Genomic DNA, 11,898 nt, shown 5'->3' on the forward strand with positions numbered 1-11,898 from the left:
CATGGCGGTTGGAGGTGCGCGATGCTGAGCGAACGCAGACTCGAAGTCCTGCGTGCCATCGTTCAGGACTACGTCGGCACCGAGGAGCCGGTCGGTTCCAAGGCACTCACGGAGCGTCACCGGCTCGGCGTGTCCCCGGCCACCGTGCGCAACGACATGGCGGTGCTGGAGGACGAGGGCTACATCGCCCAGCCGCACACCAGTGCCGGCCGTATCCCCACCGACAAGGGATACCGGCTGTTCGTGGACAAGATGGCCGGCGTCAAGCCGCTGTCGTCCGCCGAGCGCCGGGCGATCCAGAACTTCCTGGACGGCGCGGTCGACCTGGACGACGTCGTGGCCAGGACCGTGCGGCTGCTCGCGCAGCTCACCCGGCAGGTCGCCGTCGTGCAGTATCCGTCGCTGACCCGGTCCTCGGTGCGGCACGTGGAACTCCTGGCGCTCGCGCCCGCCCGCATCATGCTGGTGCTCATCACCGACACCGGACGGGTCGAGCAGCGGCTGATCGACTGCCCCGCCCCGGTCGGCGAGACGGTGCTCGCCGACCTGCGGGCCCGGCTCAACAGCCGGGTCGTCGGCCGCCGCTTCGCCGACGTGCCGCCGCTGGTCCAGGACGTGCCGGAGAGCTTCGACCCCGACGACCGCCCCGCGGTCGCCGGAGTGCTCGCCACCCTGCTGGAAACCCTGGTCGAGCAGACGGAAGAGCGCATCATGCTCGGCGGCGCTGCCAACCTGACCAGGTTCAACCACGACTTCCCGCTGACGATCAGGCCGGTGCTCGAAGCATTGGAGGAGCAGATGGTGCTGCTCAAACTGCTCGGCGAGGCCAAGGACTCCACCATGACCGTCCGGATCGGTCATGAGAATTTTCACGAGGGCCTCAACTCCACCTCGGTGGTGGCGGTCGGCTACGGTTCGGGCGACGAGGCAGTCGCCAAACTCGGCGTGGTCGGACCGACCCGCATGGACTACCCCGGAACGATGGGAGCGGTACGCGCAGTGGCACGTTACGTCGGACAGATCCTGGCGGAGTCGTAAGTGGCCACGGACTACTACGCCGTACTAGGCGTGCGCCGCGACGCAGGTCCGGACGAGATCAAGAAGGCTTTCCGCCGTCTCGCCCGGGAACTGCACCCTGACGTCAACCCCGACCCCAAGACGCAGGAGCGGTTCAAGGAGATCAACGCCGCTTACGAGGTGCTCTCCGACCCGCAGAAGAAGCAGGTCTACGACCTCGGCGGCGACCCGCTGTCCGCCGCCGGCGGTGGCGCGGGCGCGGGCTTCGGGCAGGGCTTCGGGAACTTCAGCGACATCATGGACGCCTTCTTCGGGCAGTCGCAGCAGCGCGGACCGCGCTCGCGCACCCGGCGCGGGCAGGACGCCATGATCCGGCTGGAGATCGACCTCGAAGAGGCGGCCTTCGGCACCACCAAGGACATCCAGGTCGACACCGCGGTGACCTGCGGGACCTGCAACGGCGAAGGGGCCGCGCCCGGCACCGCCGCGCAGACCTGCGACATGTGCCGCGGCCGCGGCGAGGTGTCCCAGGTCACCCGCTCCTTCCTCGGCCAGGTCATGACGTCCAGGCCCTGCCCGCAGTGCCAGGGCTTCGGCACCGTCGTGCCCACGCCGTGCCCGGAGTGCGCAGGCGACGGACGGGTGCGGTCCCGCCGCACGCTCACCGTCAAGATCCCCGCGGGCGTGGACAACGGCACCCGTATCCAGCTCGCGGGCGAGGGCGAGGTCGGCCCCGGCGGCGGCCCCGCCGGCGACCTCTACGTCGAGATCCGCGAAGTCCCGCACCTGGTCTTCCAGCGCCGCGGCGACGACCTGCACTGCACGGTCACCATCCCGATGACGGCCGCCGCACTCGGCACGAAGTGCCCGCTGGAGACGCTCGACGGTCTCGAGGAGATCGACATCCGGCCCGGTACGCAGTCAGGCCAGTCGATCCCGCTGCACCAGCGCGGCATCACGCACCTGCGCGGCGGCGGCCGCGGTGACCTCGTGGTCCACGTCGAGGTCGTGACCCCGCACAAGCTCGACGCCGACCAGGAGGACCTGATCCGCCGCCTCGCCAAACTCCGCGGCGAAGAACGCCCGACGGGCCAGTTCGCGCCGGGCCAGCAGGGCCTCTTCTCCCGCCTGAAGGACGCCTTCAACGGCCGATAGCCCCGGCCGCATCCCCTTCCCCGCCCCGGGCGCGGGTGGCGCGCACTCCCTTCCGCCAGAGGGATCGCCGTCCCCCCCGGGGCGCGGGCGCCCCGGTTCCCCTTCGGCAGGGGGTGGCCGCCGGGGGCGGGGAACCGCGCGACAACCCCCGCACGGGGCGCGGGTCGTCACCGACCCCAAGGGGCTGCTGCTGTCGCGGACGGCCCACCGGTCGTGGTGGGTTGCCCGCGCTGTTCCCCGCGTCCCTGGGGGTGGTCGTGGTCGTCGTCACGCGATGGTCGTGGTGGGTTGCCCGTGCCGTTCCCCGCGCCCCCGGCGGGCACCGGCGGGCGTGGCGCGAACCGGGCGGGTGGGCACCCCGGCGCCGGGGGCGATGTGCGGCCGCGCGCCGAGCGCATGGCAGGCTAGCCCCATGTCCGCGCCCAGTCTGACTTCCTTCTCGGCGTACCCGATCGTCCAGGCCCCGATGGCCGGCGGTGCAGCCAACCCGCGGCTGGCGACAGCGGTGGCGGCGGCCGGCGGGCTGGGCTTCCTGGCGGCCGGGTACAAGACGCCGGAGGCGATGTACGAGGAGATCCGGCAGCTCCGCGACCAGAGCACCCACCCGTTCGGGGTGAATCTGTTCATGCCCCAGCCCGGGGCCACCGACCCTTCCGCCGTGGCCGTCTACGCCGAGCAGCTCGCCGGCGAGGAGGCCTGGTACGCGACAGCGCTCGGCGACCCCGACGCGGGCTCGGACGACGCGTACGACGCCAAGGTCGCGATCCTGCTGGAGGACCCGGTGCCGATGGTGAGCTTCACCTTCGGCTGCCCGGCCCGGTCGGTGCTCGACGCCTTCCGGAAGGCCGGTACGTACACGGTGGTCACGGCCACCTCGGTGCCGGAGGCGCTGGCCGCGCAGTGGGCCGGCGCCGACGCGGTGTGCGTGCAGGGCGTGGAGGCCGGCGGCCACCAGGGCACCCACCGGGACGAACCGCAGTTCGACGGCGCGGGCACCGGTCTGCTGGCGCTGCTGCCGCAGGTGCGCGAGGCGGTGCAGCTGCCGCTGATCGCGACCGGGGGCCTGATGCGGGGCGGCCAGATCGCGGCGGTGTTCGCGGCGGGCGCGGACGCCGCCCAGCTCGGTACGGCCTTCCTTGTCTGCCCCGAGTCCGGCGCGGACCCGCTGCACAAGCGGGCGATCACCGACCCGGTCTTCGCCAGGACCGAGCTGACCCGCGCCTTCTCCGGCCGCCCGGCCCGCGCGCTGGTCAACCGCTTCGTCCGCGAGCACGGTCCGTACGCACCGCGCGGCTATCCGCAGATACACCATCTGACCGCACCGCTGCGCAAGGCCGCGGCCGCCGCCGGTGACCCGCAGGCGATGGCGCTGTGGGCCGGGCAGGGCCACCGGCTGGCCCGCGAGGTGTCCGCAGGGCACCTGGTGGAGCTGCTGGTCGCCGAACTCCAGGCGGCCAGGGAGGTCGGACCGTGACCGCACCTGTCTTCCTGGTGGAGCCCGCCGCTCTGGACGGCGGCCCGTCCAGGATCACCCTGGACGGGCCCGAGGGCCGGCACGCTGTGTCCGTACGGCGGTTGCAGCCCGGCGAGGAGGTCGTCCTGACGGACGGCGCCGGGCGGGGCGCCCACGGCGTCGTGGCGGCGGCACGCGGCAAGGACGAGCTGGATGTCGACGTGCGCGGCGTCCGGGAGGAGGACGAGCCCGCTCCGCGGATCACCGTCGTCCAGGCGCTGCCCAAGGGCGACCGCGGCGAGCTGGCCGTCGAGACGATGACGGAGGCGGGGGTCGACGCGGTCGTGCCGTGGGCGGCGTCCCGCTGCGTGACGCAGTGGCGGGGGGAGCGCGGCGCCAAGTCGCTGGCGAAGTGGCGTGCCACCGCCCGGGAGGCGGCCAAGCAGGCGCGGCGGCTGCGCTTTCCCTCGGTCGGTGAGCTGATGACGACCCGGCAGGTCGCCGCGCTGCTCGGCGGCGCGGACTTCGCCGGGGTCCTGCACGAGGAGGGTGCCGCCGCGCTGGCCGGCGCGGCACTGCCCTCGTCGGGGTCCGTGGTGCTGGTCGTGGGCCCCGAGGGCGGGGTGTCGCCTGACGAACTCGCGGCCTTCGCGGCAGCGGGCGCCGCCGCCTACCGTCTCGGGCCGACGGTGCTGCGTACCTCCACGGCAGGCGTCGCCGCCACCGCGCTGCTGCTCACCCGCACCGGTCGCTGGTCCTGACGTCCTGGCCCGCGGGGCCTGCGGGCGGCTTCCCGCGATCCGCGGCCCGCGGCCCGCGGCCCGCGGCCTCAGGATTCGGACAGGAATCCGGTGAAGGCCGAGTTCAGCTCGTCCGCGTGGGTCCAGCCGATGTTGTGCGGGCCCCCTTCGATCTCGACGAACCGGCAGTCCTTGAGCAGTGCGGGCAGCCGCCGCCCGGTCGAGGCGATCGGGAGGATGCGGTCGTCGTTGCCCTGGACCACGAGCGTGGGCACGTCGTTGCGCTGGACGTCGGCGCGGAAGTCGGTGAGCCAGGACGAGACGCAGGCCAGGGTGGCGATGGGCGACGCACCGGCCGCGACGTTCCACTGCTGCTGCCACGCCTGTTCGCTGATCCGCCCGCCGCCGAGCTTGTCGACGTTGTTGAAGTCGTCGAGGAAGGCCTTGAGGAAGGCCGGCCGGTCGGCGACGATCCCGTCCCTGAGGCCGTCGAAGACCGACTGCTCGACCCCGTCGGGATTGTCGTCGGTGCGGAGCAGGAAGGGCGGGATCGGCCCGAAGAGCGCCGCCTTGGCGACCCGCTCGGAGCCGTAGCTGCCCAGGTAGCGGGTGACCTCGCCGCTGCCCATGGAGAATCCGGCCAGGACCGCGTCGCGCAGGTCGAGCCGGTCGACCAGGACCTTGAGGTCGGCGGCGAAGGTGTCGTAGTCGTAGCCGGCCGAGGGCTGGCTCGACCTGCCGAAGCCGCGCCTGTCGTAGGTGATGACGCGGTGTCCCGCCTTGAGCAGGACGGGGATCTGGCGCTCCCAGGAGGCCCCGCTGAGCGGGTACCCGTGGATGAGGACGACGGGCTGCCCTTCGCCGTGGTCCTCGTAGTACAGCTCGACCGTGGTCGAGTTCTCGCTGCCGACGGTGATGTACCCCATGGGTCTCCTCCGGGCGGGATCGCGGGCCGTCCCTCCACCGCACCGCGCGGCCGCGGTGATCGCATCTCGCGCGGACCACTGGATGAGACGCCGACCGCACAGTGAGACGCTGGGGTGGCGGGTCGGGCCCGGTCCCGTAAGGGTGCGAATCGGCCGTGTGGGGGATGGACCGGCGGGCAGGGCCGCAGGACCGTTGGGGGATGGGAAAGAGCGGCAGAAGATGGGCGGTCGGGACGCTGCTGGCCGCCGCGGCGGTGTCGGTGGCGGCATGCGATCCGGCGGACGGACTCGGCAGCAGCGCGGTGTCCGCGACGACGGATCAGTTGGCCACCCACGCCTTGAAAGCGGACGACGTGAAGGTGCAGTGGCTGTCGTGCAGCGCGTCGACGGGCACGAAGCAGGCGTCCGTCGACTGCCTGGGGCGGACGGACGACCAGCAGAAGATCTCGGTGAAGGGCAAGGTGACCGAGCAGTTGGACAACACCTGCGTGCGCGGCCACTTGACCGCGACCGTCGGCTCGCGCCGGGTGTTCGACGTGACGGGGCTCGGGGACTGCGGAAAGCGCACTCCGGCGACGAGTTGATCGAAGTTAGGCTGGCCTGGTGACGCACCCGACACCGAAGCAGCCGAGCGTGAACCGCCAGGCGCCGCAGCCCTCGTACCTCAGGCACCCGCACCCGCACGGCGAGTTGATCGCCTTCACCGCGGAGGACGACGTGTGGGTCGCGCCGCTGGACGGCGGGCGTGCCTGGCGGGTGAGCGCGGACAACATGCCGGTCGGGCGGCCGAGAGTGGCGCCGGGCGGCGACCTGGTGGCGTGGACGTCGACCAGGGACGGCGCCCCCGAGGTGCACGCGGCGCCGCTCGACGGCGGCCCCTCACGCCGGCTGACGTACTGGGGCGACCCCCGGACGGCGGTGCGCGGCTGGACGCCGGACGGTGAGCTGGTCGCGACCACCGCGCACGGCCAGCCGTCATCCCGCCGCACCTGGGCGCGTACGGTCCCGCTGGACGGCAGCCAGGGCGCGACGCTGCCCTACGGCCCGGTCGGCGACCTGGCGTACGGCCCCGGCGGCGCGGTGCTGCTGCTCTCGGTGCCGATGGGGCGCGAGGCGGCGTACTGGAAGCGCTACCGCGGCGGCACCGCGGGGAAGTTGTGGCTCGACCCGGACGGCAGCGGGGAGTTCGGGCGGCTGCACGCGGGGCTCGACGGGAATCTCGAGTGCCCGATGTGGGTGGGCGGGCGGATCGCCTTCCTGTCCGACCACGAGGGCGTCGGCGCGCTCTACTCCAGCCTCCCGGACGGCTCCGACCTGCGCAGGCACAGCGCCCTCGACGGTTTCTACGCCCGGCACGCGGGTACGGACGGCGTCCGGGTGGCCTGGACCGCGGGCGGGCGGTTGCACCTGCTGGACGACCTGGCGGACGCCGGGCCGCGCCCGCTGGACATCGCCCTCGGCGGCCAGCGCACCGACCTCCAGCCGCACCCGGTGCGCGCCGCGCACTACGTGGGCGACGCCCGCCCCGACCACACGGGCCGCGGCAGCGCGGTGGAGATCCGCGGCACCACGCACTGGGTCACCCACAGGGGCGGTCCGGCCCGCGCGCTGGCCGCGCAGCCCGGGGTGCGGACCCGGCACCCCCGGGTCTTCGCGCCCGGCGGTGCGGACGGCGAGCAGCACGTGGTGTGGGTGACCGACGCGGACGGCGGCGAGGACGCCCTCGAAGTGGCCCCCGCGGTGGGCGTGCCGGCCGGCACCGCACCGCGGCGGCTGGCCGCCGGGCGGCTCGGCAGGGTGCTGGAGATCGAGGTGTCGCCCGACGGGCACCGCATCGCGGTCGCGTCGCACGACGGCCGGGTACTGCTGGTGGAGACGCAGACCGGCGAGGTCCGCGAGGTCGCGTCCAGCGATGCGGGGGACGCCACCGGGCTCGCCTTCTCGCCGGACTCCGCGTGGCTCGCCTGGTCGGCGCCCGGCCCCGGCACGCTGCGGCAGCTGAAGCTCGCCGCCACCGCGGACCTCGCGGTGATCGACGCGACACCGCTGCGCTTCAACGACTACGCCCCCGCCTTCACCGCCGACGGGCGCCATCTGGCGTTCCTGTCCGAGCGGGCTTTCGACCCGGTCTACGACGCCCATGTCTTCGACCTGTCCTTCGCCAACGCCTGCCGCCCGTACCTGATCACGTTGGCCGCGACGACCCCTTCGCCCTTCGGGCCGCAGCGGCACGGCAGGCCGTACGAGCCGGACGAGGACGAGGGGGACGGCGGCGGCAAGGGCGACGAGGACAAGGGCCGCGACAAGGGCGACGGCGACAGCAAGGGCGACGGCCCGCGCACCCCCGTCACCCGGGTGGACACCGAGGGGCTGGCCGACCGGATCGTGCCCTTCCCGGTCGAGGCGAGCCGCTACTCGGGGCTGCGCGCGGCCAAGGGCGGCGTGCTGTGGCTCAGGCACCCGCTGGTCGGCACCCTCGGCTCGGCCCTCGCCACACCCGAGGCGGAGCCGCCCGGCACCCTGCTGGAGCGCTACGACCTGGCGCAGCTGCGGATGGAGGAGATCGCCGAGGACGCCGACGACTTCGCGGTGACGGGCGACGGCTCGAAGGTGCTGCTCAGCGGTGGCGGCCGGCTGCGGGTGGTGCCGGCCGACAGCAAGGCGGACCCGGACGACGAGTCGGGCGGCTCGGTCACCGTGGACCTGTCCAGGATCCGGGTGACCGTGCACCCGCAGGACGAGTGGCGGCAGATGTTCGCCGAGACCCACCGGCTGGCCAGGGACAACTTCTGGCGAGCCGACATGGGCGGCCTCGACTGGGACGGCGTCGCCGACCGCTACCGCCCGCTGCTCGACCGGATCGCCACCCACGACGACCTGGTCGACCTGCTGTGGGAGCTGCACGGCGAGCTGGGCACCTCGCACGCCTACGTCACCCCGCCCGGCGGCTACCGCGACCCGCTGCACCGGCAGGGGCTGCTCGGCGCGGACATCTCGCCCGCGGGCGACGGGCGCTGGCGGGTCGACCGGGTGCTGCCCGGCGAGTCCTCCGACCCGCACGCCCGCTCCCCGCTCTCGGCGCCTGGCGTGGCGGTACGCGCGGGCGACGTGCTGCTCGCGGTCGACGGCCGCCCGGTGGACCCGGTGGCCGGCCCCGGCCCGCTGCTGGTGGGCACCGCGGGCAAGCCGGTCGAGCTGTCGGTCGCCGCCGCGGCGGGCGGACCTGTCCGGCACGTGGTGGCGGTGCCGCTCGGCGACGAGGAGCCGCTGCGCTACCACGACTGGGTGGCCGGGCGCAGGGCCCGCGTGCACGAGGAGTCCGGCGGCCGGCTCGGCTATCTGCACGTGCCCGACATGGTCGGCAGCGGCTGGGCGCAGCTGCACCGCGACCTGCGGGTGGAGGTGACGCGCGAGGGCCTGGTGGTGGACCTGCGGGAGAACCGCGGCGGCCACACCTCGCAGCTGGTGATCGAGAAGCTGGCCCGGCGCATCGTCGGCTGGGACCTGCCGCGCGGCGCCCACCCGGTCAGCTACCCGCAGGACGCCCCGCGGGGGCCGATCGTCGCGGTGGCCGACGAGTTCTCCGGCTCCGACGGCGACGTGGTCAACGCGGCGATCCGCGCCCTGGGCATCGGCCCGGTCGTCGGCACCCGCACCTGGGGTGGTGTGATCGGCATCGACAGCCGCTACCAGCTGGTCGACGGCACCGGGGTGACCCAGCCCAAGTACGCCTTCTGGCTGGAGGGTTACGGCTGGGACGTGGAGAACCACGGCGTCGACCCGGACGTGGAGGTGGTCCGCGCCCCGCAGCACTGGGCCGCGGGCGAGGACCCCCAGCTCGACGCGGCGATCTCGCTGGCGCTGGCCGCCCTGGAGACCTCCCCGGCGAAGACCGCGCCGTCGCTGCCCCCGCTGCCCGGGCAGTGACGCGCACGGGGGCCGCCGGGCGCGGGACAGCCCTCAGCCGGGGCCGCTGTGGTAACTGCCGTCGGCGAAAAGCAGCGCGGGCCCGGGCGTGCGGCTGTGGCTCTCGACGGTGCCGAGCAGCAGCAGGTGGTCGCCCGCGGGCAGCACCCTGGTGCGGCGGCAGAGCAGTACGGCGACCGCGCCCGGCAGCAGCGGCAGGCCGTGCGGCCCGCTGTGCGGCGGCAGGCCGGCGAAGCGGTCGCCCGGGCAGGTGAAGCGGGTCGCCAGATCGCCCTGGCCGGCCGCCAGCACGTTCACCGCGAAGTGCTCCGCGCCGGTGAAGGCGGCACGGCTGCCGGACGCCGCGTTCAGGCACCACAGGACGAGCGGCGGGTCGAGGGAGACCGAGGTGAAGGAGTTGACGGTCACCCCGGCCGGCATGCCGCGGTATCGCGTGGTGACGACGGCGACCCCGGTGGCGTAGCGGCCGAGAACGTCGCGCAGTGCCCGCTGTTCCGCAGGGCCCGCAGGCGCGGGCCGGGCCGGGGGGAGCGGCGGGCCGGCCGTCGCGCGGACGGCCGGCCCGGTGGTGGTCACGCCGCGCCCGTCGTCACACGACAGGTCTTGAGCGCGGCGGCGATGTCCTCGTCGTCGGGGGCCAGGGCCGCGGCGGCCTCCAGGTCGGCGATCGCGTTCTGCCAGTCCTCGCGGGCCTGGTGGAGGAAGGCCCGGTTGTAGCGCAGCGCCGCGTCGTCAGGGGCCAGCTCGACGGCGCGGGTCAGGTCGTCGAGCGCGGCGTCCGGCCGGCCGCGCTCGTAGCGGACGGTGGCCCGGCCGGACAGCGCGGCCACCAGCGTCGGGTCCGCGGCGACCGCCCGGTCGTAGGCCTCCTCGGCTGCCGCGTGGTCCTCCCGCTCGGCGTGCACCTGGCCGAGGACGACGTGCAGGTAGGCGTTGTCGGGGTCGAGCAGCAGCCCGGTCTCGGCGTCCTGCCGGGCGGCGTCCTGGCGGCCCTCGTCCAGGTGCAGCCCCGCCCGGTTGATGTAGGCGTCCACGAAGTCCGGTTCGAGGTCGATGACGTAGCTGAAGTCGTCGAGCGCCCCGTCCGTGTCGCCCTCGGACAGCCGCAGGTCGCCGCGGTTATAGCAGATCTCGGGGAAGGGCGGGGAGAGCCGCATCGCGCGCTCGTAGTCGGCGAGTGCCTCCGCGGGGCGGCCGAGGCGGCGCAGGATGTTGCCGCGCTCCAGGTAGTGCTCGGCGTGGTTGGGGTCCTGGTCGATGACCACCGCGTAGTCGGCCAGCGCCTCGTCCAGTCGGCCGAGGCCGACGTAGACGCGTGCGCGATTGTTCTTCAGCACCGACCGGTGCAGGCGGTGCTCGTCGGGGTTCAGCCGCCGGTCCAGGTCGTCGATGCATTCGGTGACCAGCCGCAGCGCTTCCTGCGGGTCGCCGAGATTGACCTCGACCAGGGCACGGCCGTTCTTGTAGAAGGCGCTCTGGAAGGCGCGTTCGACCCGGTCGGGCAGCAGCGATGCGGTGGCCACCGCGCCGTTCAGCAGGGCTTTTGCTTTCTTCTCGTCACGGTCGGCCGGGTCATTGTGGCGGGTGTAAAGCATTGCCGTGGAATAGGCGCATGCCATGTGGACCGCCGGATCCGTGTACTGCAGTCTTGCGCGGTCGTATATTTCCTCGGCCTCCCGGGTCCTGGACAATATCGAGAGGGCGAGCCCTTGTTTGACCGCGAACTTCCACCACAACGTGTCGTCCGGTGCGTCGTCGAGCAGTGCGAATGCCCGGGTGCCGTATTCGACGACGGCGTCGTAGAAGCCGTTCACCAGGCAGTGGTCGGCTGCCGCCAGCAGCACGGGGAGGGCGGCGCCCGCCGGGTCGCTGCCGAGGGCGAGGTGGTAGGGGAGCGCGCCGAGGCCGTAGGAGAAGTCGCCGGCATCGCGGAGCTCCGCGGCCCGCCGGTCGTGGAGCGCGGCCCTTTCCGCGGGCGCCAGCGCGTCGTAGCCGGCCCGCGCGCCGGGCTCCTGCGCCAGGCACTCGCCGCTGACGTACGCCCAGGCGTCCCGGTGGTCCGGCTCGGCTTGTCCCGCGGCGCCGTCCGCGGCGGTCCGCAGGGCACGCGCGTCCAGCACCGACCGCAGGCGCTCGTCCAGCCCTTCGCCCTCGCCCGAGCAGATCACGACGCTGAGCCGGGCCGGGTCGATCCGCCGTACCAGGGCGGCCAGGAACTCGACGTCGGTGGCCTCGGCGTGCTCGGCGTTCTCCACCACCAGGGTGCGCGGGCCGTCCGCGGGGAGCGTGTCGCGGACGAGTTCGGCCAGGCCGTTGGCGATCCGCTTGGTCCGCAGCCGGGCGTAGTAGCGGGTGCGCTCGGCGGGCAGCGCCATCGAGGTCAGCGTCTCGCGCGAGTTGGGCACCTGGTCGCCGAGTTCGGGCGCCACGGAGAGCACCTCGATGTCGTAGCGGCGTACCGGGGCCGCGTCCCGCCGCAGCACCTCCGGCACCAGCGCACGGACCACGGCGTTGGCCGCGGTGTACGGGCCGCGCAGCCTGCGGTGCGCGTCGACGGGCGGCAGCAGGCCGGACGGCAGGAGCGGTGGCGCCAGGGTGAGGGCGCGTACGGTCGCGGCCCGGTCCTGCCGCGTGCCGCCGTGCACCCAGTGGTGGCGGGATTCTGCCTGGTCCATGCGAC

Annotated in this window: 9 protein-coding genes; 6 read left to right on the forward strand and 3 right to left on the reverse strand. The window is 73.9% G+C overall.

Annotated features, from left to right (window positions below; genetic code table 11):
* Window positions 1–21 precede the first annotated feature (21 nt).
* From hrcA to ACGFMP_RS06740, 4 genes are all read left to right on the forward strand, one after another.
* Window positions 22–1,038 carry a heat-inducible transcriptional repressor HrcA gene (hrcA, locus tag ACGFMP_RS06725; protein WP_393670733.1) on the forward strand — a complete coding sequence of 339 codons (1,017 nt, stop codon included), beginning with the start codon at window positions 22–24 and terminating at the stop codon, window positions 1,036–1,038.
* Window positions 1,039–2,172 (forward strand): molecular chaperone DnaJ, encoded by a 1,134-nt coding sequence (gene dnaJ / locus ACGFMP_RS06730; protein ID WP_393670734.1) that lies wholly within the window; start codon window positions 1,039–1,041, stop codon window positions 2,170–2,172.
* A 412-nt stretch (window positions 2,173–2,584) separates the two neighbouring features.
* Window positions 2,585–3,646, forward strand: a complete 1,062-nt coding sequence (locus tag ACGFMP_RS06735; RefSeq protein WP_393670735.1) for a nitronate monooxygenase — start codon at window positions 2,585–2,587, stop codon at window positions 3,644–3,646.
* The gene (locus ACGFMP_RS06740; RefSeq protein WP_393670736.1) at window positions 3,643–4,386 is read left to right on the forward strand and encodes a 16S rRNA (uracil(1498)-N(3))-methyltransferase; all 744 of its coding nucleotides are present in this window, start codon (window positions 3,643–3,645) and stop codon (window positions 4,384–4,386) included. Before ACGFMP_RS06735 ends, ACGFMP_RS06740 begins: the two co-directional genes overlap by 4 nt.
* Window positions 4,387–4,454: 68 nt before the next feature.
* Here the strand turns inward: ACGFMP_RS06740 and ACGFMP_RS06745 are convergent, their stop codons facing one another.
* Entirely contained in the window at window positions 4,455–5,291 is an 837-nt protein-coding gene (locus ACGFMP_RS06745) for an alpha/beta fold hydrolase (RefSeq protein WP_393670738.1), read from the reverse strand.
* A 200-nt stretch (window positions 5,292–5,491) separates the two neighbouring features.
* On the opposite strand from ACGFMP_RS06745, the gene ACGFMP_RS06750 reads away from it, so the two are divergent.
* Both ACGFMP_RS06750 and ACGFMP_RS06755 read left to right on the forward strand, forming a co-directional pair.
* Complete coding sequence (locus ACGFMP_RS06750; RefSeq protein ID WP_393670739.1) at window positions 5,492–5,875, forward strand: hypothetical protein; 384 nt, start codon at window positions 5,492–5,494, stop codon at window positions 5,873–5,875.
* 19 nt (window positions 5,876–5,894) lie between these two features.
* Window positions 5,895–9,218 (forward strand): S41 family peptidase, encoded by a 3,324-nt coding sequence (locus ACGFMP_RS06755; RefSeq protein ID WP_393670740.1) that lies wholly within the window; start codon window positions 5,895–5,897, stop codon window positions 9,216–9,218.
* Between the two features lie 33 nt (window positions 9,219–9,251).
* Here the strand turns inward: ACGFMP_RS06755 and ACGFMP_RS06760 are convergent, their stop codons facing one another.
* Window positions 9,252–9,794 (reverse strand): flavin reductase family protein, encoded by a 543-nt coding sequence (locus ACGFMP_RS06760; RefSeq protein WP_393670741.1) that lies wholly within the window; start codon window positions 9,792–9,794, stop codon window positions 9,252–9,254.
* Window positions 9,791–11,893 carry a tetratricopeptide repeat protein gene (locus ACGFMP_RS06765; RefSeq protein ID WP_393670742.1) on the reverse strand — a complete coding sequence of 701 codons (2,103 nt, stop codon included), beginning with the start codon at window positions 11,891–11,893 and terminating at the stop codon, window positions 9,791–9,793. The genes ACGFMP_RS06760 and ACGFMP_RS06765 overlap by 4 nt, the downstream gene beginning before the upstream one ends.
* Window positions 11,894–11,898: the final 5 nt, after the last annotated feature.

The organism is Streptomyces sp. NPDC049040, from assembly GCF_043197715.1.
Taxonomy (GTDB): Bacteria; Actinomycetota; Actinomycetes; order Streptomycetales; family Streptomycetaceae; genus Actinacidiphila.

What these genes read in the sequence shown, in the direction of transcription:
- ACGFMP_RS06750 (WP_393670739.1), top strand. Translation starts at nt 5,492, where the DNA reads ATGGGAAAGAGCGGCAGAAGATGGGCGGTCGGGACGCTGCTGGCCGCC.
- ACGFMP_RS06735 (WP_393670735.1), top strand. Translation starts at nt 2,585, where the DNA reads ATGTCCGCGCCCAGTCTGACTTCCTTCTCGGCGTACCCGATCGTCCAG.
- ACGFMP_RS06745 (WP_393670738.1), bottom strand. Translation starts at nt 5,291, where the DNA reads ATGGGGTACATCACCGTCGGCAGCGAGAACTCGACCACGGTCGAGCTG.
- ACGFMP_RS06765 (WP_393670742.1), bottom strand. Translation starts at nt 11,893, where the DNA reads ATGGACCAGGCAGAATCCCGCCACCACTGGGTGCACGGCGGCACGCGG.
- hrcA (WP_393670733.1), top strand. Translation starts at nt 22, where the DNA reads ATGCTGAGCGAACGCAGACTCGAAGTCCTGCGTGCCATCGTTCAGGAC.